At 74.6% G+C, this 21,529-nt stretch carries 20 protein-coding genes; 14 read left to right on the top strand and 6 right to left on the bottom strand.

What is annotated here, in order from left to right; translation table 11 throughout:
• Positions 1-5 precede the first annotated feature (5 nt).
• A complete protein-coding gene (locus ACZ6J5_RS12180) occupies positions 6-1,787 on the bottom strand; it encodes a 3-hydroxyacyl-CoA dehydrogenase family protein (protein WP_469390415.1) in 1,782 nt (593 codons plus the stop codon).
• Positions 1,788-2,106: 319 nt separating this feature from the next.
• Here ACZ6J5_RS12180 and ACZ6J5_RS12175 point away from each other — a divergent pair, with 319 nt between their 5' ends.
• The 3 genes from ACZ6J5_RS12175 to lepB all read left to right on the top strand — a co-directional run bounded on the left by ACZ6J5_RS12175 (position 2,107) and on the right by lepB (position 3,940).
• Positions 2,107-2,715: a HEAT repeat domain-containing protein gene (locus ACZ6J5_RS12175; RefSeq protein WP_469390413.1), complete on the top strand. Its 609-nt coding sequence runs from the start codon at positions 2,107-2,109 to the stop codon at positions 2,713-2,715.
• 139 nt (positions 2,716-2,854) lie between these two features.
• A complete protein-coding gene (locus ACZ6J5_RS12170) occupies positions 2,855-3,229 on the top strand; it encodes a helix-turn-helix transcriptional regulator (protein ID WP_469390411.1) in 375 nt (124 codons plus the stop codon).
• An 81-nt stretch (positions 3,230-3,310) separates the two neighbouring features.
• On the top strand, positions 3,311-3,940 hold the full coding sequence (gene lepB, locus ACZ6J5_RS12165) for a signal peptidase I (RefSeq protein ID WP_469390410.1): 630 nt from the start codon (positions 3,311-3,313) through the stop codon (positions 3,938-3,940).
• A 34-nt stretch (positions 3,941-3,974) separates the two neighbouring features.
• On the opposite strand, the gene ACZ6J5_RS12160 is transcribed toward lepB, so the two are convergent.
• Positions 3,975-4,625, bottom strand: coding sequence for a TetR family transcriptional regulator (locus ACZ6J5_RS12160; protein WP_469390408.1), 651 nt, complete (start codon positions 4,623-4,625; stop codon positions 3,975-3,977).
• Between the two features lie 148 nt (positions 4,626-4,773).
• Between ACZ6J5_RS12160 and ACZ6J5_RS12155 the strand changes: the two genes are divergently transcribed.
• The 6 genes from ACZ6J5_RS12155 (at position 4,774) to ACZ6J5_RS12130 (ending at position 8,858) form a co-directional block, all read left to right on the top strand.
• Positions 4,774-5,475 (top strand): DUF6230 family protein, encoded by a 702-nt coding sequence (locus ACZ6J5_RS12155; RefSeq protein ID WP_469390406.1) that lies wholly within the window; start codon positions 4,774-4,776, stop codon positions 5,473-5,475.
• Positions 5,476-5,733: 258 nt separating this feature from the next.
• Positions 5,734-6,195, top strand: coding sequence for a DUF6114 domain-containing protein (locus ACZ6J5_RS12150; protein ID WP_469390404.1), 462 nt, complete (start codon positions 5,734-5,736; stop codon positions 6,193-6,195).
• Entirely contained in the window at positions 6,192-6,953 is a 762-nt protein-coding gene (locus ACZ6J5_RS12145) for a DUF6230 family protein (protein WP_469390403.1), read from the top strand. The genes ACZ6J5_RS12150 and ACZ6J5_RS12145 overlap by 4 nt, the downstream gene beginning before the upstream one ends.
• Positions 6,947-7,465, top strand: a complete 519-nt coding sequence (locus ACZ6J5_RS12140; RefSeq protein WP_469390401.1) for a DUF6114 domain-containing protein — start codon at positions 6,947-6,949, stop codon at positions 7,463-7,465. Before ACZ6J5_RS12145 ends, ACZ6J5_RS12140 begins: the two co-directional genes overlap by 7 nt.
• On the top strand, positions 7,462-8,130 hold the full coding sequence (locus ACZ6J5_RS12135) for a hypothetical protein (protein WP_469390399.1): 669 nt from the start codon (positions 7,462-7,464) through the stop codon (positions 8,128-8,130). The genes ACZ6J5_RS12140 and ACZ6J5_RS12135 overlap by 4 nt, the downstream gene beginning before the upstream one ends.
• Positions 8,127-8,858 (top strand): DUF6230 family protein, encoded by a 732-nt coding sequence (locus tag ACZ6J5_RS12130; RefSeq protein ID WP_469390397.1) that lies wholly within the window; start codon positions 8,127-8,129, stop codon positions 8,856-8,858. The genes ACZ6J5_RS12135 and ACZ6J5_RS12130 overlap by 4 nt, the downstream gene beginning before the upstream one ends.
• 70 nt (positions 8,859-8,928) lie before the next feature.
• On the opposite strand, the gene ACZ6J5_RS12125 is transcribed toward ACZ6J5_RS12130, so the two are convergent.
• The 3 genes from ACZ6J5_RS12125 to ACZ6J5_RS12115 all read right to left on the bottom strand — a co-directional run bounded on the left by ACZ6J5_RS12125 (position 8,929) and on the right by ACZ6J5_RS12115 (position 12,283).
• A complete protein-coding gene (locus ACZ6J5_RS12125) occupies positions 8,929-9,378 on the bottom strand; it encodes a RidA family protein (RefSeq protein ID WP_469390396.1) in 450 nt (149 codons plus the stop codon).
• A 133-nt stretch (positions 9,379-9,511) separates the two neighbouring features.
• Positions 9,512-11,131 carry an alpha/beta hydrolase gene (locus tag ACZ6J5_RS12120; protein ID WP_469390394.1) on the bottom strand — a complete coding sequence of 540 codons (1,620 nt, stop codon included), beginning with the start codon at positions 11,129-11,131 and terminating at the stop codon, positions 9,512-9,514.
• A gap of 102 nt (positions 11,132-11,233) precedes the next feature.
• Positions 11,234-12,283, bottom strand: a complete 1,050-nt coding sequence (locus tag ACZ6J5_RS12115; protein ID WP_469390392.1) for an Rv2578c family radical SAM protein — start codon at positions 12,281-12,283, stop codon at positions 11,234-11,236.
• Between the two features lie 219 nt (positions 12,284-12,502).
• Here ACZ6J5_RS12115 and ACZ6J5_RS12110 point away from each other — a divergent pair, with 219 nt between their 5' ends.
• Positions 12,503-12,946 carry an SRPBCC family protein gene (locus ACZ6J5_RS12110; RefSeq protein ID WP_469390390.1) on the top strand — a complete coding sequence of 148 codons (444 nt, stop codon included), beginning with the start codon at positions 12,503-12,505 and terminating at the stop codon, positions 12,944-12,946.
• A gap of 399 nt (positions 12,947-13,345) precedes the next feature.
• Positions 13,346-15,721: an MFS transporter gene (locus ACZ6J5_RS12105; RefSeq protein ID WP_469390551.1), complete on the top strand. Its 2,376-nt coding sequence runs from the start codon at positions 13,346-13,348 to the stop codon at positions 15,719-15,721.
• A gap of 129 nt (positions 15,722-15,850) precedes the next feature.
• On the opposite strand, the gene ACZ6J5_RS12100 is transcribed toward ACZ6J5_RS12105, so the two are convergent.
• Complete coding sequence (locus tag ACZ6J5_RS12100; protein WP_469390388.1) at positions 15,851-17,017, bottom strand: hypothetical protein; 1,167 nt, start codon at positions 17,015-17,017, stop codon at positions 15,851-15,853.
• A gap of 250 nt (positions 17,018-17,267) precedes the next feature.
• Between ACZ6J5_RS12100 and ACZ6J5_RS12095 the strand changes: the two genes are divergently transcribed.
• The 3 genes from ACZ6J5_RS12095 (at position 17,268) to ACZ6J5_RS12085 (ending at position 21,521) form a co-directional block, all read left to right on the top strand.
• The gene (locus tag ACZ6J5_RS12095) at positions 17,268-18,101 is read left to right on the top strand and encodes a M55 family metallopeptidase (protein ID WP_469390387.1); all 834 of its coding nucleotides are present in this window, start codon (positions 17,268-17,270) and stop codon (positions 18,099-18,101) included.
• Positions 18,094-19,455, top strand: a complete 1,362-nt coding sequence (locus ACZ6J5_RS12090) for a M20/M25/M40 family metallo-hydrolase (RefSeq protein WP_469390385.1) — start codon at positions 18,094-18,096, stop codon at positions 19,453-19,455. The genes ACZ6J5_RS12095 and ACZ6J5_RS12090 overlap by 8 nt, the downstream gene beginning before the upstream one ends.
• An 80-nt stretch (positions 19,456-19,535) precedes the next feature.
• Positions 19,536-21,521 (top strand): S9 family peptidase, encoded by a 1,986-nt coding sequence (locus ACZ6J5_RS12085; RefSeq protein WP_469390383.1) that lies wholly within the window; start codon positions 19,536-19,538, stop codon positions 21,519-21,521.
• Positions 21,522-21,529: the final 8 nt, after the last annotated feature.

The raw sequence follows: 21,529 nt of genomic DNA, 5'->3' as shown, positions 1-21,529 counted from the left end.
AGGGCTCAGCGGCGGGCATATTCGCGGAAGCCGCGCCCGGTCTTGCGGCCCAGGCAGCCCGCGGCCACCAGGTGCTCCAGGAGCGGGGCGGGGGCCAGGCCGGGGTCGCGGAACTCGCGGTGCAGCACCCGCTCGATGGCGAGCGAGACGTCCAGGCCGACCACGTCGAGGAGCTCGAAGGGCCCCATCGGGTAGCCGCCGCCCAGCTTCATCGCGGCGTCGATGTCGTCCAGGCTGGCGTAGTGCTCCTCGACCATCTTGATCGCGTTGTTGAGGTACGGGAAGAGCAGCGCGTTCACGATGAAGCCGGCCCGGTCGCCGCAGTCCACCGGGTGCTTGCGGATCTTCGCGGTGACCTCGCGGACGGTGGCGTGGACGTCGTCGGCGGTCAGCACCGTACGGACGACCTCGACCAGCTTCATCGCGGGCGCCGGGTTGAAGAAGTGCATCCCGATGACGTCCTGCGGGCGGCTCGTCGCCTTCGCGCAGGCGACGACCGGCAGCGAGGAGGTGGTGGTGGCGAGCACCGCGCCCGGCTTGCAGATCTTGTCCAGGCGGGCGAACAGCTCCTGCTTGACCGCCAGGTCCTCGGCGACCGCCTCGACCGCCAGGTCGACCTCGGCGAAGGCGTCCAGCGAGCCGGCCGGGGCGATCCGGGCCAGCGTCTCGTCGCGCGCCTCGGCCGTCATCCGGCCCTTGTCGACGGAGCGGGCCAGGGACTTCGCGATCCGCGCCTTGGCGGTGTCCGCCTTCTCCCGCGAGCGGGCGGCGAGGACCACGTCGTAACCGGCCTTGGCGAAGACCTCGGCGATGCCGGAGGCCATCGTCCCGGAGCCGGCGACGCCCACCGAGCGCACCGCGCGGCTCTCGCCGCCGGCGGCGGCCTCCGCCGGGGTCAGCGCGTCCGGGACCACCTCGGCGGAGCCGGGGGCGGCGTACGTGTAGAAGCCGCGGCCCGACTTGCGGCCGGTCAGGCCCGCCTCGCTGAGCTGCCTGAGGACCGGCGCGGGGGCGTGCAGCCGGTCCTGGGAGGAGGCGTACATGGCCTCCAGGACCGTACGGGCCGTGTCGACGCCGATCAGGTCGAGCAGCGCCAGCGGGCCCATCGGCAGCCCGCAGCCGAGCCGCATGGCCGCGTCGATGTCCTCCCGGGAGGCGTACTTGGCCTCGTACATCGCGGCGGCCTGGTTGAGGTAGCCGAAGAGCAGCCCGTCGGCGACGAAGCCCGGCCGGTCGCCGACCGCCACGGGCTCCTTGCCGAGCTCCTGCGCGAGGACGGTCACGGCGTCCACGGCGACCGGGGAGGTCAGCACCGAGGAGACCACCTCGACCAGCTTCATCGCCTGGACCGGGGTGAAGAAGTGCAGCCCCAGGACCCGCTCGGGGTGCGCCGACTCGGCGGCGAGCCGGGTCACGGAGAGCGCGTTGGTGCCGGTGGCCAGGATGGTGTCGGGGCGGACGATGCCGTCCAGCGCCCGGAAGACCTCCTGCTTCGTCTCGTACGACTCGGGCACGACCTCGATGACGAGGTCGGCCTCGGCCGCCGCGTGCAGGTCGGAGTAGGTGCGGAAGCGGGCCAGGACGTCCTGCCGCTCCTCCTCGGTGATCCGGCCGCGGCCCACCGCGCGGGCGGTGGAGGCCTCCAGGGCGGCGACGGCCTTGGCGGCGGCGTTCTCGCTGATGTCGATGCCGATGACCTCGCGGCCGGCCCGGGCCAGGACGTCGGCGATTCCGGTGCCCATGGTGCCGAGGCCGACGACGGCGATGGTGGAGAGAGGGGTGTCCATCAGGGGACTCCTGGGAGGAAGAAGTGACGACTGAAGGCAGTGCGCGGAGAGGGAGCGCGGGGCGCCTTGAAGAGCGCGCGAAGCGCTGGGAAGGACGCGCGGGGCGCGGGAGGGGCGCGGGAAAAGGGGTGACGGACTCTGTCCCGGAGTCACGTCGAGAACTGCCGAACCGAAAGACCACGCACAACGGCTGCGTCACCAGGCCGTTGTGAAATGCGGGGGGTGACCCGCTCACCTGAGATTAACCGCCGGGTAACGAGCGCGCCAGTCCTCGTGAGTTGGGGGAAGTGTGATCTGGGTCGCGGATAGGCTGCGGAATATGAATTCCGCTGAAGACCCCGAATTCTGCTCGATGATCGATCGTTTGCGGGAAGAGATCGGAAAGGGGGGAGAGGCGATACCCGCGGCATTCGAGGAACTCGCGGGGCCGCTCGGAGCGGAGGAGCTGCACGCCGCCCTCACCGCCCCCGGACGCCCGCTCTGGGCCCGGGAGATCGCCGCCTTCCGGCTCGGACTCGCGGGCGACCGGCGGGCGTTCGAGGCGCTGGTGCTGCTCCTGAACCACCGAGACCCCGAGCGGTGCGTCAGTGCCGCCCACGCCCTGAGTCGGCTCGGCGACCCCCGCACCGCCCGCGCCGCCGCCGCGCTCGCCACCAACGAACTGCGCGTCGCCTACGCCCTGTCGCCGGTCCGGCTGCTCGCCGGGCTCCGCGCCCCCGAGAGCGTGCCCGCCCTGGTGACGGTGCTGGAGCGGCGGCTGGTGCCCGGCGACCCGCACTGGCGGGTGGGGCTCGCGTGCGTGGAGGGGCTCGGTGCGCTCGCCGACGCCCGCGCGCGGGAGGTCCTGGAGGCGGCGCTGCCGCACCCGAGGCTGGCGGGTGCGGCGCGGGAGGCGCTGAGGCGGCTGGGGCGGCCGGGCGGCGTGTAGGGCCGAGAGGGTTCCCGGGGGGCGGGATCTCGTGCCTGCTTGACAGTTCTCATTAGAGTGTCTGATGTCAGTCGCTCGTGTGAATTCTGTCCGGCGCGTCGCCACGCCAGCCGTCACGCCGGGGAAGCGGAGGCCCGCCATGCCCCCTGGGGGCCCGACGGAGACGGCCGGCAGGACCCGAGGGGCGGGCCCCGCCGTCAGCGCCCGGCGGGTGCGGCGGATGATCGGGGCCGCCCTGCCCGACGGGCCCGTCCCCTCGCCCGAGGACATCGCCCGGCTCCTGGCCGTCAGCCCGCAGACCCTGCGGCGCCGGCTGGCCGCCGAGGGGACCACGTACCGGCTGCTGCGCGACCAGGTCCGCCGCGAGCACGCGCTCGCGGCCCTGGCGCGCGGCGCGCTGTCGATCGAGGGCCTCTCGCGGCGGCTCGGCTTCTCCGAACCCAGCGCGTTCCACCGGGCGTTCCGGCGCTGGACCGGGGTGACCCCGGGGGCGTACCAGCGGCACGGAGGCTGAGCGGTACGGAGGCTGAGCGGTACGGAGGCTGAGCGGTACGGTCACGGCCAAGGCCCTGCCCCCGGTCCTACCGTCCCGGCCATGGAAGCGATACCCCGGCCCCGCAGACTGCCCCGGGTGGTGGCCGCAGCCCTTGCCGCCCTCGTCGCCCCGGCGCTCCTCGCGGGCGTCGCGCTGACGGCGCTGGGCGTGCGGGTCGAGGGGGCGAGCATGACCCCGACCCTGCGCGACGGCGACCGGCTGCTCGCGGTGCCCGGCTCGGCGGGCGAAGTGCGCCGCTTCGACGTGGTCCTGCTGCGCTCGCGGCACCAGGATGCCCTGCTGGTGAAGCGGGTGATCGCGGTGCCGGGCGACCGGATCGCGATCGTGTCCACCCCGGACGACCCCTTCCGGGTCCTGCTCCAGGAGCACGGCGCCGGCCCGGTGCGCCGGGTGACGGCCCCGCAGTGGACCGGCCGGGTGCGGCGCACCGGCAACTGCTGCGCCCCGGACGGCACCCGCTCGGCCCGCCCGGTGCTGCGGACCGTCCCGGCGGGGCTCTTCTTCTACCTGGGGGACGACCCCGACCGCTCCGACGACTCCCGGACGTACGGCTGGGGCGAGATCGCCCGGGTGGCGGGCCGGGTGGGGCTGACCGGCAGCCCGCTGCCGCTCACCGCGGGACCGGGCGGGCGGCCGGCCCTGGTGGCGGAGCCGGGTCCGCTGCCGTGAGTACGGGTGGGAGCCGGTCCGCGCCCGGCCGGAGTCAGTCCGCGGTGGGTGCGGTGGGTGCGGTGGGTGCGGCTGGCGTGCCGGGTGCAGGCGGTCGCGGCTCCCCGGTGCTGAGCGCGATCCGCAGGAAGGTGTCCGCGACGCGCCGGGCCGCCTCCTCGGGGGGACCCGCCGCCTGCACCATGTGACTGGTGGTCAGCCGCACGGCCGCGTCCACGGCCAGGTCCCGCGCGGCCGGGTCGACGGCGGGCCAGGCCTCGGCCACGTACGCGTCGGCCATCTCCGTCGCCGTGGCGAAGGCCGAGCCGGCCCGGGTGGTGAGGTAGGGCAGCAGCCCGTCGTCCCCGGCGCTGGTGAGCGCCGCCTTCACCAGCGGGTTGCGCGCGGCCAGCGTCAGCGTGAAGCGGACGGCCGCCGACACGGCCTCGCGCAGGTCCTCGCGGTGCTCGTCGAGCGCCGCCTGCACCCCCACCAGGCAGCGCTCCAGCTCGCGTTGGAGCAGGGCCCGGCCGATCGCCTCCTTGGAGGCGAACTCCGAGTACAGCGTCTGCCGGCTCACGCCCACGGCGGCGGCGACGTGCGCCATGCGCAGCTTCTCGAAGCCGCGCTCCGCGACGAGTTCGTACGCGGCGTCCAACAGGCGCTCGCGCAGCAGCGTGCGCACCGTCTCCCTGAACCTGGCCATCGGCTCAGCCTAGTCCAGCGGGAATTTCAGACGAGACCGTCCAGACTGTTGACACGTTCTCTAATAGTGTCCAATTCTCGAACGAGTGGCCACGCACTGTCATAGCCCCGCGAACCCCGCGACACCCCACGACAGTTGGAGAAGGCACATGACCGAAGAGACGAGCCCCACGGCCGCCGGGCCGCGCGGGGTCACCCGCTGGCGCAGGTCCCTGTTCCTGGCCCTTCCGGCCACCATCGCCGTAGCCGGGATGGCCACGGCGATGGTGCAGGGCGCCCTCGCCGCCAACCTCTCGCTCACCAGCGTCCCCTTCACCCTCAGCTCCCGCACGGTCGCCGCGCCCACCGGCATCGGCGCCGTCATGCACACCGTCGACGCCGGAGGCGCCAGGGGCGCGGCCGAGGTCGGCATTGCCCAGGCCGGTCTCGACGGGCTGTGCGTGCACGCCACCCAGTCCGTCGACCTGCCGGTGATCGGCAGCCTCGGCACCTGGTCGCTCAACATCTCCTCACCGGCCGCGGCCACCCCGCTCACCCCCGACCAGCTCGCCGGGGGCGCGGGGCTCCAGGCCCGCAAGCTGATCCTCGACGCCCAGGCGCTCAAGACCTCCAAGGCGATCCTCACCGCGAGCGAGACCACTCCCAACGTGATCGGCGCCGCCGCCGACGGCAGCGGCATCAAGGGCAGCGGGATCACCGACGGCACCCCGGGCCAGTTCGGCCTGGACGCCACCGGCGGGCGCACCACGATCGAGGGCCTCAGGGCCGACGCGAACGGGGCGACCATCGCGGGCGCGATCACCCTGCCCGACCTCACCATCGCCATCGCCCACGGCACCACGAGCTGCTGACCGGGCTCCCGCATCACCCGTCCGCCCCGCCACCGGCCGTCCGGGCCACCGGCGGTCCGGGCCACCGGCGGTCCGGGCCACCGGCGGTCCGGGTCACCGGCGGTCCGGGGTGCCGCGTCGCGCGCGGCGCTCCGGACCGTCCCCCCTCCCGGCTCCCGGCTCCCGGGCTGCCCCCTCCCGGATCACCCCGTACGTCCCCCCTCCCGGATCACCCCGTACGTCTCCCCTCCCCCTGACCAGACCGCTGCGAGGCTCCCCATGACCCCAGAACCGGCAACCGCACCGCCCGGGTCCGCGCCCATCCCGCGCGCCGCCCTCCCGTACCGGGCCAGGCTCGCCTTCCGGCGCTGGCGCCGCACCCGGCCCTTCTGGGCGGGGCTGTGGACCGGCCTCGGCGGCTTCGTGATCTTCTTCCTGCCGCTGGCCCCGCTCGGCAAGATCCTCCAGATCGGCGTCGGCGGCGTCGCGGGGATGGCCGGCGGGGTCGTCCTGATGGCCCTGGCGCTGCTGATCCTGCTGCTGCCGGGCCAGCGGTATACCGCTGGGGTGATGGCCGTGATCGCGGGCGTCGCCTCTTTTCCGCTGTCCAACCTCGGCGGCCTGTTCCTCGGCATGTTCCTCGCCGTGCTCGGCGGCTCGATGGCCTTCTCCTGGCTGCCCGGGAGGCCGCCGAGGCGGACCCGGCGGCGCCGGGCGTACGAGGGGAGCGCCGCCGCGTGAGCCCGCTGCCCCGCCCGCGCGAGGCGGCCCGCTCCCTCGCCCGCGCCGCCGCCGACTGGAACGCCGCCATGCTCGCCGAGGCCGCCGACGGCACCCGGCGCGGCACCCGCTGGGGGCGCGGCGCACTCACCTTCGTCCCCTCCGCGCTGGCCGCCGGAGCGCTCGGCGCCGCCCTGGCCCAGGGTGCCCTCGCCGCGAACTTCAGCGTCACGGGCCAGCCCTTCTCGCTCACCTCCAACGGCATCTCGGGCACCGGTTTCGGGGCGATCGTGAACACCCCGCCGGTCGGGCGCCCGGACGGCGGCTCGACCACCGACACCGGCATGGCCCGGGTCGGCTTCGCCAGCGCGGGGCTGGCCGGGCTGTGCGGGATCGTCCACCAGTCGATCGCCGGAGTGCCGTACTCCCTGCTGCTGACGGCGGGCCAGAAGGTGACGCCGTCCCCGCCCGCCTCCTTCACCACCGACATCGACGCCTCGAACCTCTTCATCCAGGCCACCGAGCTCAGGTCGTACGGCCCCGCCACCCTCCAGAACGCGGTCATCGGCCAGTCCGCCGACCAGGTCCTCGTGGACGGCAAGCCGCTCACCGGCGCCGTCCCCGGCGGCTTCGGGCTCGGCTCGGCGGGCGGCCCGGGCGGCAGTTCGGTGACGCTCCACGGCCTCGACGCGACCGCCTACGACGCCGAGATCGCGGGTGCGCTGGTGCTGCCTCGGCTCGACATCAGGATCGTCGGCGGATCGGCGACGACATGCTGAGCGCGGCGAAGGCGAGCGGGAAGGCGAGGGCGACGGCGACGGCGACGGCGGGCCGGGCCCGCCGCTGGTTCCGGGCCTTCCGGCGGACCCGGCCCTTCTGGGGCGCGGTGTGGCTGGTGGCGGGCGGCTGGACGGTGCTCCGCTTCTCGCTCAGCTCGGTCCAGCTGATCGTCAGCACCGGCTTCGGGGCGCTGGCCGGCTACCTCACCGGCGGCGGGATGATTCTCTGCGGCCTCATCCCGCTGGTGGCGCCCCGGCAGCGCTACACCTTCGGCCTGATCGGCAGTGTCCTCGCCGTCGTCTCGCTCGTCGTCTCCAACCTGGGCGGCTTCCTCCTCGGCATGGCCCTCGGCGTCCTCGGCGGCGCGATGCTGGTCGGCTGGGGGCCACGCGGGCCCCGCCGGAGCGAACGGCGGGACGAGGGGCGGAGCGAACGGCGGGACGAGGGGCGAAGCGTACGGCGAAGCGAAGGGCGGAGCGAGCGCCCCGGGGTGCCGGAGGAGGCGCGATGAGCGGCGACCAGGCCGCACGGGGCGTCCTGCGCGTCCGGGCCGGCCGCACCTTTCGGGCCGTCCGGGCCGGACGCCGGGTCCTCGCCGTGGGGGCCGTCCTGCTGGCGGCCGTCGCGACGGCGCTCGGCCCGGCGCGGCTCAGCGGCGCCGCCCCCCGGCCCGCCGCCGCGCCCCTGCCGCTCGGGGTGCCGTTCCTGCCCTCGCCGGACCCGCTGGACGTGCGGATCGACAGCCTGCTCGCGGTCTCCCTGACGGTCGAGAGGGACGTCACGATCCGGCTCTCCGACGGCACCGAGGTGCGCACCAACAAGTACACCTTCAGCAAGCTGAAGATCCGCCGGCACATGAGCGTGACCCAGCGCGCGCCCGGCCACACCCTCACCATCGACGTCCCCGACGAGGGCTCGCTGGGCGGCCACGACAGCGCGGGCAGGCCCGAGACGACGGTGATGTGGGGCCGCATCGACCGCATCTGCGTCCTGCTCGTCGCCTGCGACGTGCAGGGACTGCTCGACTGGTTCGGCCAGTTCATCCCCCTCACCGCCGGGGCCACCGAGTTCGCCGGGACGATCTACGCGATCCGCACCACCGACGACCACGCCGCCCTCGGCGGCACCGACAACCCCGTCCACCTGCCCGGCACGATCACGGTGACCGGCTCGTGAGCGGCGTCCCCGTCCCCGCCGAGGGCCGCACCCACTGGCGCCGGTCGCTCGCCGTCGCGCTGCCCGCGCTGCTCCTCGCGGGCCTCCTCGGGGGCGCGATGGCCCGGGGCGCGCTCGCCGTCGGGCTGCGGATGCAGGACCGGCCCGTCGACTTCACCACCAGCAGCCTGTACGGCACCCAGTACGGCGCCGCCGTCGTCGACCAGGCCGTCGCCCGGCCCGACGGGGGCACCGGGACGGTGCGGGTGCTGCGGATGGGCTTCGCCGACGGGGTCCTCAACGGGCTGTGCCTGAGCCAGCGGCAGCGGATCGCCGGACTCACGTACACCCTGCTGCTGACCCTCGGCGACGACGATCCCGGGACCTGGGAGATCAGGACCAGGAACACCGTCCTCGACCTGCGGACCGCCACCGGCACCCTCGACATGGACGGCGTCGTCGACCTGAACGTCACCGGCACCGACGTGCGGACCGTGAAGGACGCCTCCGGCGCCTATGTCGTCAACCCGCTGGACAGCCCGCCGGACCGCTTCGGGATCCAGGCCCGGTACGCCAAGTTCGACGCCATCACCGGCACCGCACAGGACATGCAGCTCCCCGGGCTGCTGACCACCCCGAGGCTGAGCCTGTCCGTGCGGCGCGGCGCCGTCTCCTGCCCGAGGCCGCCCCGGCCCACGGGCACGCCGGGCTCTCCCAGGGGCCTGGACGACGCCACCTCGCGCCGGTGAGCAGCCGTGTGAAGGGCATCGACAACCACAGCACGTCCGCGCGCGCCGGTCTCGGACCGCCGCCGCCCGCTCAGGTGCCGGACGGTCCCCGGAGGCGGTCGCCGGACGGGTCCCGGCGCTCCTCCGGTATCAGCGCGAACGCCTCGATCTCGACGAGGAGTTCGGGCCGGACCAGGGCGCTCACCTGGACCGCCGAGCTCGCCGGGAGCGGGGCGGCGCCGAAGGCGGCGTCCCGGGCGGCGCGGACGGCGGGCAGGTGCGCCACGTCCGTCACGAAGTAGGTCAGCTTCACGACGTCCTCGAAGCCCGCGCCGGCCGAGGCCAGGCAGCGGCGCAGGTTGTCGAAGACCTGGTGGGCCTGGGCCACCGGGTCGCCGGGGCCGACGACCGCGCCCGAGGCGTCGAGGGCGCACTGCCCGGACACGGCCACGAACCGGCCGGTGCCCCACACGACATGGCTGTACTGAGGGCTCGGGGCGAGGCCCTCGGGCGCGGTCACATGGGTCAGGTGCGTGGTCATGCGTCACATCCTGACGCACCCCACTGACAGTCCCGTCCCCGCGCCCGGCCGCAGCCGCCCGGAGCCGCCCGGAGCCGACCCCGAGCCCGCCCCGGGCCGGCCCCCCGCCCCGGGCTCGCTCAGTCGCCCGGGCTCACTGCTCGTGGCCGAGCAGCCCGTGCAGGGCCGTGCCCGACGACGGGGCACCCTCGCGGGCCGTCTCGGCCTTCGCGGCCTTCGCGGCCTTCGCGGGCCGGGGCTCGGGCAGTGCCTCGCAGGTGGCGTCGGCGTCCGAGCCGGCCGCGCCGCGCGGCACCGTCCCGTCGGCCAGGTAGGCGTCGAGGTGGCCGTCCAGGCAGTCGTTCCCGGCCAGCGTCACCCCGTGGTTCCCGCCGCCCTGCTCGACGACCAGGCTGGAGTCGGCCAGCATCCGGTGCAGGGCGAGCCCGCCCTCGTACGGGGTGGCGGCGTCCTCGGTCGCCTGGAGGATCAGCACCGGCGCCACCCGGTCGTTGGTGACGTCCGGCGGGGTCAGCGACGCCACCGGCCAGAAGGCGCAGGGCGCGTTGTACCAGGCGTTGTTCCAGGTGGAGAACGGCGCCTTGGTGTGCGCCTCCCAGTTGTCCTTGCGCCACACGTTCCAGTCGCGCGGCCAGACGGCGTCGCGGCACTGCACGCTCGTGTAGACCGAGTAGCCGTTGTCGGCGGCCGCGTCGGCGGCGCCGAGGGTCTCGTACGCCTTCACCAGCGGCGCCGGGTCGGCGTCGTTCACGTAGGCGCTGAACGCCGCCGCGAGCCGCGGCCAGTAGCCGTCGTAGTAGCCGCCGGGCAGGAAGGTGTCCTCCAGCTCGCCCGGACCGACCTTGCCGCCCGCGGGCGCGGTGCGCAGCGCCTCCCGCATCCGGTACCAGGCCGCGTCGACCTCCGCCGGGTCGCCGCCGAGCCGGTAGGTGGCGTCGTTGCGGGCCACCCAGGCGTCGAAGTCCTTGTGCCGGGTGTCGAAGGCGTAGTCCTGCGCGAGGTTGTCCTCGTACCAGACGCCGTGCGGGTTGACGACGGAGTCCAGGGCCATGCGCCGGACCCGCTCGGGGAACAGCTTGGCGTACACCGCGCCCAGGTAGGTGCCGTAGGAGTAGCCGAGGTAGTTGATCTTCGTCGAGCCGAGCGCCGCGCGCATGGCGTCGAGGTCCCGCGCGGTGGAGACGGTGTCGATGTACGGCAGGACGTCGGCGTACTTGTCGCCGCACGCCTTGGCGAAGGACTTGGCGCGCGCCAGGCCGGCTGCCTCCTCCTCGGCCCCGCGCGGGACGGAGTCCGGGCGTACGGGCTTGAAGTGGCCGGGCGCGCAGTCCAGGGCGGGCTCGCTCTTGCCGACTCCGCGCGGGTCGAAGCCGATCACGTCGTACTGCGCGGCCACCTCCGGCTTCAGCGAAGCGGCCACGTACCCGGCCATGCCGCGCCCGCTGCCGCCCGGTCCGCCCGGGTTGACGAGCAGCGGCCCCTGGTAGGCCCTGGCGGTGTGCGGGACCCGGGTGAGGGCGAGCCGGATGGTCCGGCCGCCGGGAGCGGCGTGGTTCAGCGGCACCTTGAGGGTGGCGCACTGGAGCTTCGGGTACGCCTTGGTGCCGCAGCCGGTCCAGATCAGCGGGGCGGTGGGACGGGCGGCCGGGGCGGTCCCGTCGGGGGTGCCGGTGGCGGCGGACGCGGGCAGGACGGTGACCGTCCCGGCGACCAGCGCCCCAGCGGCGATCAGCGTTCCTGCGCGTGGGGTCATACGGCGTCCGTGCCCGGAAGAAGGTCCGGAAGGACCGATTCCGGCCAGAGTTGACCCGTTCAGAGGACATCCGGGGCGCTCCCGCGTGGTGTTGCGGTGCTCTCAGAGCAGGGTGAGCTGTTCGGCGGCGGGCGGGCCCGCGTGGTGGTCGGGCAGCGGGATCCGGCGCGCGGCGCCCCGGTGGGCGGGGCCGATACCGAACTCGGCGGCCAGTTCGTGCACCTGACGGGTGATCCGGCGCTGGTACCAGGTCGGCGCGTAGGCCCCGGCCCCGTACAGCCGCTCGTACCGCCCCACCAGCTCCGGGTGGTGTCGGTGCAGCCAGGCGAAGAACCACTCGCGCGCGCCGGGCCGCAGGTGCAGCACGAGCGGGGTGACCGAGGAGGCGCCGGCCCCGGCGATCGCGCGGACCGTGTCGCGCAGCTGCTCGGGCCGGTCGCCGAGGAAGGGCACCACGGGGGCCATCAGGACCCCGCAGTCGATGCCGTGCCCGGCGAAGGCGCGCACCACGTCCAGGCGCCGCTCGGGGGAGGGGGTGCCGGGTTCGACCGTGCGCCACAGCTCCCGGTCGGTGAAGCCGACGGAGACGGACACGCCGACCTCGGTGACCTCGGCGGCCTGCCGGATCAGCTCCTGGTCGCGCAGGATCAGGGTGCCCTTGGTGAGGATCGAGAACGGGTTGGCGCGGTCCCGCAGCGCCTCGATGATCCCGGGCATCAGCCGGTAGCGGCCCTCCGCGCGCTGGTAGCAGTCCACGTTGGTGCCCATCGCGATGTGCGCCCCCTGCCAGCTCCGGGAGGCCAGCCGCGCGCGCAGCAGCTCCGGGGCGTTGACCTTGACCACGATCTGGGAGTCGAAGCCGACGCCGGTGTCGAGGTCCAGATAGGCATGGCTGCGGCGGGCGAAGCAGTACACGCAGGCGTGGGTGCAGCCGCGGTACGGGTTGACCGTCCACTCGAACGGCATCCGGGAGGCGCCGGGCACCCGGTTGACGATCGACCGGGCCCGGATCTCGTGGAAGGTGACGCCGCGGAACTCGGGCGTGTCGAACGTGCGGGTGGTGACCGCGTCCGTGCCGAACAGGGCGGCGTCGGCGGGCGCGGCCGGCGTGGCGGCGGTGACGGGGCTGTCGGCCAGCCGGTCCCAGCGCATGGCGGCTCCTCGGTGCGGGTCGGGTCGGGTCGGTCGGGTCTGGTCGGTGTGGGTCGGGTCGGTCGGGTCGGGTCCGGGCGGGGTGGCCGGTTCGGCGGGGCGAGAGGGGAACCAGAATAGAACACCTGTTCCCTTGATCGTCGCAACCCGGATTTCGCGCCCCGGCGCCCAGGTGGTTGGCTTGGCCCACATCCCCGAGAGATCAGCTGGAGGACCCCCATGGCGCAGGTCGAGGCCACGACGGAGCGGATCATCGCCGCCGACGCGGAGACGGTGTTCGACGCCCTGGCCGACTACAGCGGCACGCGCGCGAAGCTGCTCCCCGAGCACTTCAGCGAGTACGAGGTGCGCGAGGGCGGCGACGGTGAGGGCACCCTCGTCCACTGGAAGCTCCAGGCCACCAGCAAGCGCGTCCGCGACTGTCTGCTGGAGGTCGCCGAGCCGACCGACGGGCAGCTCGTCGAGAAGGACCGCAACTCCTCCATGGTCACCACCTGGACCGTCACCCCCGCCGGTGAGGGCGGCGCGAAGGTCGTCGTCAGCACCGTCTGGAACGGCGCCGGCGGCATCGGCGGCTTCTTCGAGCGGACCTTCGCCCCCAAGGGCCTCGGCCGCATCTACGACGCGGTGCTCGCCAAGCTCGCCACCGAGGTCGAGAAGTAGCATCCGGTCCGGCCGGGGGAGCGCCCCCCGGCCCGGTCGGGGAAGTAGCCTCGGGAAACGGTCGGGGAGAAGTAACGCCCCGGTCCGTCACCGATTCGAGTGGTTTCCCCGCGACCCCTGTACGAGCGCCCGGCGCGCCCAGGGGTCGCGGTGCGCCCCGTAAACGCCCTGATGAGCGCCCCAAGTGCGCGCTCCCCGGGGGGTGTTCGCGGCCCCCTCGGCCACCTCCCTCGCGTCCCGCCCGACTTGCTCCCGCTTCGCGCGCAATGCGAAGAATGGCGCGCGCAGACGCCGTGACGAGGGGAGCAGCACGTGGGTGCGATCACGCTGGCCAAACACACCCGGGCGACCGATACCGCCCAGCCGGCCCCGGAGAGCGGTGAAACGGTCCCGCTCCCGGTGGCGGGACCGCCCGCCGGAGAGGCGCCGCCGCCCCCCGGGGCGCCGGACGCCCTCGACCCCCGGCGGGTCCGGCTCGTCTTCGTCGGGCTGATGCTCGCGCTGCTCCTCGCCGCGCTGGAGCAGATGATCGTCGCCACCGCCCTGCCGAAGATCGTCGGCGAACTCCAGGGCCTGGACCGGATGTCCTGGGCGATCACCGCCTACCTGCTCACCGCCACCATCGGCCTGCCCGTCTACGGGAAGCTCGGCGACCTCCTCGGCCGCAAGGGCGTCTTCCTCTTCGCCATCGTCGTCTTCGTGATCGGCTCCGCCCTGGCCGGCTGGTCCCGCAGCATGGACCAGCTCATCGCCTTCCGCGCGCTCCAGGGCGCCGGGGCCGGCGGGCTGATGATCGGCGTCCAGGCGATCATCGCGGACATCGTCCCGCCCCGGGAACGCGGCCGCTACATGGGCCTCATCGGCGCCGCCTTCGGCCTCGCCTCCGTCGCCGGACCGCTGCTCGGCGGCTTCTTCACCGACCACGTCTCCTGGCGCTGGTGCTTCTACTTCAACGTGCCCTTCGGGCTCGTCACCCTCGCCGTCGTGGCCGTCGTCCTCAAGCTCCCCAAGCCCGCCGCCCGGGCCCGCTTCGACGTCCTCGGCGCCCTGCTGCTCGCCGCCGCCTCCACCTGCCTGGTGCTGCTGACCAGTTGGGGCGGCACCCGCTACGCCTGGGACTCCCGGGTCGTCCTCGGCCTCGGCTGCGGCGCCGTCGTGGCCGCCGTCCTCTTCCTGGTCGTCGAGCGCTTCGCCCGCGAACCCCTCATCCCGCTGCGCCTGTTCCGCGACTCCGTGTTCACCGTCACCAGCCTGGTCGGCATGGTCGTCGGCATCGCCCTCTTCGGCGCCGCCAGCTACCTGCCCACCTTCCTGCAGATGGTCGAGGGCGCCACCGCCACCGAGTCGGGCCTGCTCATGCTGCCCCTGATGGGCGGCATCGTGGTCGCCTCCGTGGTCTCAGGACAGCTCATCAGCCGCACCGGCCACTACAAGGTCTACCCGGTGCTCGGCGGCGCCGTCGCCACCCTCGGCATGTGGCTGCTCTCCCGCCTCGGCACCGACACCCCGCGCCTCCAGCAGAGCCTCTGGCAGGCCGTCCTCGGCCTCGGCATCGGCCTGGTCATGCCGGTCCTGGTGCTCGCCGTGCAGAACTCCGTGCGCCCCGCCGACCTCGGCACCGCCACCAGCGCCCACAACTACTTCCGGCAGATCGGCGGCAGCGTCGGCGCCGCGATCTTCGGCACCCTCTTCGCCTCCCGCCTCGACGACGCCCTCGCCGCCCGGCTCCCCGCCGACACGGGCGCCGCGCTCCCGGCCGCCGACTCGATCACCCCGGGAGCCGTCCACACCCTGCCGCCCGCCCTGCGCGACGCCTTCGTCCAGGCGTACGCGGACGCGATGCCGCGGATCTTCCTCTACCTCGTGCCGGTCCTCGTGCTCGGCCTCGTCCTCGCCTTCTTCCTCAAGGAGAAACCGCTGGTGTCCCACCACACCCCCGCCACCGAGGCCCCCGCCGCCGAAGCCTTCGCCACCGAAGCCTTCGCCCCGATCCCCCCGGCCCGGGCGGCGCTCGCCTCCGGAGTGCCGGTCTGCGGCCACGTGCAGCACCCCGACGGCAGCTGCGTCCCGCGCGCCGCCCTCACCCTCATCGACGTCGCCGGACGCCAGATCGGGCGCGGGGCCAGCGGTGAGGACGGGCGCTACGCGCTGGCCGTGCCAGGCCCCGGCTCGTACGTGCTGATCGCGGCGGCCGGCGGGCACCAGCCGCAGGCGGTGTCCGTGACCGTCGGCGAGCGCCCCGTCGACCTGGACGTCGTCCTCGGCGGCGCCGGGCGCCTCGCGGGCAGCGTGCTCACCGCCGACGGCACCCCCGTCCGGGACGCCGCCGTCACCCTCACCGACGTACGCGGCGAGGTCGTCGCCAGCACCCGCAGCGGGCGCGAGGGGACGTACACCATGGGGGAGCTGGTGGCCGGCGAGTACACGCTGGCCGCCAGCGCCCCCGCCTTCCGGCCCGCCGCCGTCCCGGTCAGCGTGCAGTCCGCGCGGGAGACCCGCCAGGACATCGAGCTCGCCGGCGGCGCCGTGCTCCGGGGCACCGTGCGCGCGGGCGGCGGACGCCCCGTCGAGGACGCCCGCGTCACCCTGCTCGACGCCGCCGGCAACGTCGTCGACACCCTCACCACCGGGCCCGACGGCACCTTCCGCTTCGTGGACCTGTCCTCCGGCGAGTACACCGTCATCGCCGCCGGCTACCCGCCGGTCGCCACCGTCCTCCAGGTCGCGGGCGGCGGGCGCACCGAGCGGGACCTCCAGCTCGGCCACGAGGACTGACCGGACGCGGCGGAAGCGACGGACGCGACGGAAGCGGCACGCGCGGCCGTCGTCGCGGACGAAGCGGACGACGCGGACGACGGAGGGCCGGCCCGGTGCGCCCGGGCCGGCCCTCCGTCCGCGCCCCGGTCAGGAGGCGGTCGTCGCCTTGCGGATCGCGCTGATGCAGGCGCCGATCGCCTCCTGGAGGGCCTCCAGCCGCTGGAGCATGTCCTCCTCCACGACGTCCTCTTCCAGGACCTCGTCCAGGGTCAGCTCCTCGAAGACCTTCGTCGCCTTCTGCAGGCTGCTGTAGAACTTCGTCCGCCGCTCCCGCACCCGCAGCTCCGGGTCCGCCTCCACGGCCCGCGCCACCAGCGTCTTCACCGTGTCGTAGGCCTCACCGGCCCACTCGCCCGCCTCCTCGGAGTCGTCGAGCTCGTCGATGAGCGACAGGTGCCGCTCGGCCTCCGCGCGCAGCTCGGCCGGGGCCGCCACCGTCTGCCCCGCGGGCGTCCGGATCTGGCCGCCCTCGGCGATCTGCCGTACGTACTCGATCCGGTCCGCCGCCTTCGCCTCCTGCGCCACCGCCTTCTTGAGGCCGCCGGTGCGGGCGATCGCGCGGGCCATCTCGGTCTGCAGCGCCGGGTCCTCCTTCATCCGGTCGAGCAGCGCCCCGCGCGCCGCCTCGGCCGTGCCCGGGTCGGCGAGGATCGCGGCGCGCAGCGCGGTCGGGTTCTCGGCCACCTCCAGCGCCTTGGTCGGCTTGATGCCCTCGGCCTCGGCCGCCGCGCTGATCGCGTGGCCGCGCACGGAGGTCGCGCTGGAGCGGGAGGAGTAGTACGACAGCCAGACGTCGGCCTCGGGCAGCTCCACGTCCTCGCCGGGGACCAGCGCCTCGAACTGCGGCACCAGCGCGTCGTCGGCGGCCATGTCCCAGGCCTTGTAGTAGCGCATGACCCGCTCGGGGGAGCAGCCGGCGAGCTCCGCGAACGCCTTCGCCGACACCTTCTCCGTGCCCTCGGCGGGCTGCCCGCCCGGCCGCACGCTCCGCGCCACCTTGAGCGCGAACGCCCAGCCGCCGGTGCGCGCGTACACGCCGAAGTCGCGCGCGTCGCGGACGACGCTCTCGGCGACGGCCTGCGCGGCGGGCTCGACCCACTCGCCGGTGTCGAGTACGAAGGGGGCCTCGGACCCGGCCTCGACGGCGGTCCCGGCAGGGGTCCCGGCAGGGGTCCCGGCAGGGGTCCCGACGCCGGCCTCGACGGCGGCGTCGGTGTCGGCGGGGGTCTCGGACGGGGCGAGCGAGGTGGTCACCGAGGGGCTCCTGGAGTCGCGGGGGCGGGAAAACTGCGCCCGTCAGCCTATACGTACGAGATGAAAGGATTCGCCCCGAATCACCGCCGCGCCCGCCCGCTGCCCGCGCCCCGCCGGTGTCCCGTCCGCGCCCCGCAGGTGTCCCGCGAGTGTCCCCGCCGGTGTCGCGGGAGACCGCCACTGGTCCACGCCTCCGACACTTTTCCACAGGGGTGGTCGGGTCCGCCGCTCGGCGCGTACGGTGCCAGGCATGAAGATCCTGATCAGCGCCGACATGGAAGGCGCCACCGGCGTGACCTGGCCCGCCGACGTGCTGCCCGGCACCCCCCAGTGGGAGCGGTGCCGGTCCCTGTTCACCTCGGACGTGAACGCGGCGGTGCTCGGCTTCTTCGACGGCGGCGCCGACGAGGTGCTGATCAACGAGGCGCACTGGACCATGCGCAATCTGCTCCTGGAGCGGCTCGACGAGCGGGCCGAGATGCTCACCGGGCGGCACAAGTCGCTCTCCATGGTCGAGGGCGTCCAGCACGGGGACGTCGACGGCATCGCGTTCCTCGGCTATCACACGGGCGCGGGCGCCGAAGGCGTCCTCGCGCACACCTACCTCGCCAACTCCATCACCGGCGTCTGGCTCAACGGGGTCCGCGCGAGCGAGGGCCTGCTCAACGCGCACGTGGTCGCCGAGTTCGGGGTGCCCGTCGTCCTCGTCACCGGCGACGACCTCACCTGCGAGGACGCCCTGGGCTACGCGCCGGAGGCGCACAAGGTCGCCGTCAAGGACCACGTCTCGCGGTACGCGGCGGTGTGCCGGACCCCGGCCCGGACGGCCGCCGACATCCGCGCGGCGGCCAAGGCGGCCGCCTCGCTCGCGGTGCGGCACGAGCCGGTCGCCGCCGGGCCGTTCACGGTGGAGCTGGAGTTCGACGCCGAGCACCTGGCCGCCGCCGCGACGGTGGTCCCCGGCGCCGGGCGGAGTGGCGAACGCAAGGTCGCGTACACCAGCGAGACGATGTACGAGGCGATTCGCACGTTCAAGGCGGTCACGACCATCGTCTCCGCCGCGGTGGAGGAACAGTATGGCTGAGCAGGAGCGGGGCACCGGCCCGGCCCGGGAGGTCCCGGGACCGGACGCGCGGGCGCTCGACGAGGTGGTCGCGTTCACCTCCGAGCTGATCGCGATCGACACCACCAACCGGGGCGGCGGCGACTGCCGCGAGCGGCCCGCCGCCGAGTACGTGGCCGAGCGCCTCGCCGGCGCCGGACTCGAACCGGTGCTGCTGGAGCGCACCCCCGGCCGCACCAACGTCGTGGCCCGCCTCGCCGGCACCGACCCGGCCGCCGAGGCCCTGCTGGTCCACGGGCACCTGGACGTCGTCCCCGCCGAGCCCGCCGACTGGACCGTGCACCCCTTCTCCGGGGAGGTCCGCGACGGCGTGGTCTGGGGCCGAGGCGCCGTGGACATGAAGAACATGGACGCGATGGTCCTGTCCGTGGTCCGCTCCTGGGCCCGCGAGGGCTTCCGCCCGCGCCGGGACATCGTCCTCGCCTACACCGCCGACGAGGAGGCCAGCGCCGAGGACGGCTCCGGCTTCCTCGCCGACCGGCACCCCGGCCTCTTCGAGGGCTGCACGGAGGGCATCAGCGAGTCGGGCGCCTTCAGCTTCCACCCGGACCCGCGGACCACCCTCTACCCGATCGCGGCGGGCGAGCGCGGCACCGCCTGGATCAAGCTCACCGCCCACGGCCGCGCGGGCCACGGCTCCAAGGTCAACACGGCCAACGCGGTGACCCGCCTCGCCGCGGCCGTCGCCCGCGTCGGCGCCCATTCCTGGCCCGTCCGGCTCAGCCCCACCGTCCGCGCCGCGCTGCGGGAGCTCGCCGCGCTGTACGGGATCGAGGTGGACGTCGACGCCCGCGACTTCGACACCGACCTGCTCCTGGAGAAGCTGGGCCCGGCCGCCGCCCTGGTGGAGCCCACCGTCCGCAACAGCGCCAACCCGACGATGCTGGACGCCGGCTACAAGGTGAACGTGATCCCGGGCCAGGCCGTGGCCTTCGTCGACGGGCGGACCGTGCCCGGCGGCGAGGAGGAGTTCATCGAGACCATGGACCGGCTCACCGGCCCCGACGTCTCCTGGGAGTTCCACCACCGCGAGGTGCCGCTGCAGGCGCCGGTGGACTCGCCGACCTTCGCCAAGCTGCGGGCCGCCGTCGAGCACGTCGATCCGGCCGGGCACGTCGTCCCCTTCTCCATGTCGGGTGGCACCGACGCCAAGCAGTTCTCCCGCCTCGGCATCACCGGCTACGGCTTCTCGCCCCTGAAGCTGCCCCCCGAGCTCGACTACGGGGCGCTCTTCCACGGCGTCGACGAACGCGTCCCCGTCGACGCGCTGCACTTCGGCGTCCGGGTCCTCGACCGCTATCTGCGGACGGCCTGACACCACATCCGGCCGCCCACCGCGCTCCGCACGTCACGTCCACTTCCACCGTCCACACGCTCCACCCAGGGGGGATCGAGATGGCAACCACGGCCGCCTACGGCAGCTGGCCGTCACCCATCGACGCCGCGCTCGCCGCCGCACACGACGGGCGTCCCGACCACGTCGGGGTGCTCGGCGACGAGGTCTGGTGGACCGCCCCGCGGCCCACCGAGGGCGGCCGACGCGCCCTGGTGCGCCGCCGGCCCGACGGCACCGAGGAATCCGTGCTGCCCGCACCGTGGAACGTGCGCAGCCGGGTCATCGAGTACGGCGGCACGCCCTGGGCCGGCACCCTGCGGCCCGACGGCTCCCCGCTCCTCGTCTTCTGCCACTTCCCCGACCAGCGGCTCTACGCGTACGAGCCGGACGCCGGGCCCGGCGCCGCGCCCCGGCCGCTCACCCCGGTCTCGGCGACCGGCGGCGGGCTGCGCTGGGCGGACCCCGTCGTGCTCCCCGGGCGGGACGAGGTCTGGTGCGTCCTGGAGGAGTTCACCGGGCCCGCCCCGACCGATGTGCGCCGGGTGATCGCGGCCGTGCCGCTGGACGGCTCCGCCGCCGAGGACCGAGGCCGGATCCGCGAGCTCTCCGACGGCCGCCACCGGTTCGTCACCGGGCCCCGGCTCTCGCCGGACGGCCGGCAGGCCGCCTGGATCGGCTGGGACCACCCCCGGATGCCCTGGGACGGCACCGAGGTCCAGCTCGCCCGGATCGCCCCGGACGGCACCTTCCAGGACGCCCGCACCGTCGCGGGCGGCCCCGAGGAGTCGGTGCCCCAGGTCGGCTGGACCGCCGACGGACGGCTCCTCCACCTCAGCGACCGCACCGGCTGGTGGAACCTGTACCGCACCGGCGAGGACGGCACGCCCGTCGCCCTCTGCCCCCGCGCGGAGGAGTTCGGCGGACCGCTCTGGACCCTGGGCCAGCGCTGGTTCGAGCCCCTGGAGAACGGGCTGATCGCCGTCGTGCACGGCACGGGAGCCACCCGCCTCGGCATACTCGACCCCGACAGCGGCGAGCTCGTCGACGCCGCGGGACCCTGGACCCAGTGGTCCTCCTCCCTCGCCGTCCACGGCACCCGGGTCGTCGGCATCGCCGCCGGGCCCCGCAGCGGCGCCGAGGTCGTCGAGCTCGACACCCGCACCGGCCGGACCCGGGTCATCGGCGCCGCCCACGAGGACCCGGTCGACCCCGCCTACTACCCCGAGCCCGTGGTCCGCACCTTCACCGGACCCGGCGGCCGGGACATCCACGCCCACGTGTACCCGCCGCACAGCCCCGACCGGACCGCCCCCGGCACCGAGCTCCCGCCCTACGTGGTGTGGGCCCACGGCGGGCCTACCGGCCACGCCCCGCTCGTGCTCGACCTGGAGCTCGCCTACTTCACCTCCCGAGGCATCGGCGTCGTCGAGGTCAACTACGGCGGTTCCACCGGCTACGGCAGGGAGTACCGCGAACGGCTGCGCGAGCAGTGGGGCGTGGTGGACGTCGAGGACTGCGCCGCCGTCGCCCGCGCGCTCGCCGACGAGGGCACCGCCGACCCCGCCCGGCTCGCCGTCCGAGGCGGCAGCGCCGGCGGCTGGACCAGCGCCGCCTCGCTCGCCCTCACCGACGTGTACGCCTGCGGCACCGTCATCTACCCCGTGCTGGACCTCACCGGCTGGGCCACCGACGAGACCCACGACTTCGAGTCCCAGTACCTGCACTCGCTGATCGGCCCCCTCGACAAGGTGCCCGGCCGCTACCGGGAGCGCTCGCCGCTGGAGCACGCCGACCGGATCACCGCTCCGTTCCTGCTGCTCCAGGGCCTCGACGACCCCATCTGCCCGCCCGCGCAGGCCGAGCGCCTGCTGGCCCGGATGGCCGGCCGGGGTGTCCCGCACGCCTACCTCGCCTTCACGGGCGAGGGCCACGGCTTCCGCCGCGCCGACACCATGATCCGCGCCCTCGAAGCCGAACTCGCCCTCTACGTAAGGACCTTCGGTCTCGACCGGACGGACGTCCCCGACCTGGAGTTCCGCGCGTGAACGCCATG

The sequence above is a fragment of the Streptomyces sp. NPDC042100 genome (assembly GCF_055582325.1).
Note: the sequence above shows the minus strand (reverse complement) of the source record. Positions and strands in the feature narration are given on the sequence as shown.

What these genes read in the sequence shown, in the direction of transcription:
- ACZ6J5_RS12170 (WP_469390411.1), top strand. Translation starts at nt 2,855, where the DNA reads ATGCCCCCTGGGGGCCCGACGGAGACGGCCGGCAGGACCCGAGGGGCG.
- ACZ6J5_RS12110 (WP_469390390.1), top strand. Translation starts at nt 12,503, where the DNA reads ATGGCGCAGGTCGAGGCCACGACGGAGCGGATCATCGCCGCCGACGCG.
- ACZ6J5_RS12095 (WP_469390387.1), top strand. Translation starts at nt 17,268, where the DNA reads ATGAAGATCCTGATCAGCGCCGACATGGAAGGCGCCACCGGCGTGACC.
- ACZ6J5_RS12125 (WP_469390396.1), bottom strand. Translation starts at nt 9,378, where the DNA reads ATGACCACGCACCTGACCCATGTGACCGCGCCCGAGGGCCTCGCCCCG.
- ACZ6J5_RS12180 (WP_469390415.1), bottom strand. Translation starts at nt 1,787, where the DNA reads ATGGACACCCCTCTCTCCACCATCGCCGTCGTCGGCCTCGGCACCATG.
- ACZ6J5_RS12090 (WP_469390385.1), top strand. Translation starts at nt 18,094, where the DNA reads ATGGCTGAGCAGGAGCGGGGCACCGGCCCGGCCCGGGAGGTCCCGGGA.
- ACZ6J5_RS12155 (WP_469390406.1), top strand. Translation starts at nt 4,774, where the DNA reads ATGACCGAAGAGACGAGCCCCACGGCCGCCGGGCCGCGCGGGGTCACC.
- ACZ6J5_RS12140 (WP_469390401.1), top strand. Translation starts at nt 6,947, where the DNA reads ATGCTGAGCGCGGCGAAGGCGAGCGGGAAGGCGAGGGCGACGGCGACG.
- ACZ6J5_RS12085 (WP_469390383.1), top strand. Translation starts at nt 19,536, where the DNA reads ATGGCAACCACGGCCGCCTACGGCAGCTGGCCGTCACCCATCGACGCC.
- lepB (WP_469390410.1), top strand. Translation starts at nt 3,311, where the DNA reads ATGGAAGCGATACCCCGGCCCCGCAGACTGCCCCGGGTGGTGGCCGCA.
- ACZ6J5_RS12175 (WP_469390413.1), top strand. Translation starts at nt 2,107, where the DNA reads ATGAATTCCGCTGAAGACCCCGAATTCTGCTCGATGATCGATCGTTTG.
- ACZ6J5_RS12120 (WP_469390394.1), bottom strand. Translation starts at nt 11,131, where the DNA reads ATGACCCCACGCGCAGGAACGCTGATCGCCGCTGGGGCGCTGGTCGCC.
- ACZ6J5_RS12150 (WP_469390404.1), top strand. Translation starts at nt 5,734, where the DNA reads ATGACCCCAGAACCGGCAACCGCACCGCCCGGGTCCGCGCCCATCCCG.
- ACZ6J5_RS12160 (WP_469390408.1), bottom strand. Translation starts at nt 4,625, where the DNA reads ATGGCCAGGTTCAGGGAGACGGTGCGCACGCTGCTGCGCGAGCGCCTG.
- ACZ6J5_RS12115 (WP_469390392.1), bottom strand. Translation starts at nt 12,283, where the DNA reads ATGCGCTGGGACCGGCTGGCCGACAGCCCCGTCACCGCCGCCACGCCG.
- ACZ6J5_RS12135 (WP_469390399.1), top strand. Translation starts at nt 7,462, where the DNA reads ATGAGCGGCGACCAGGCCGCACGGGGCGTCCTGCGCGTCCGGGCCGGC.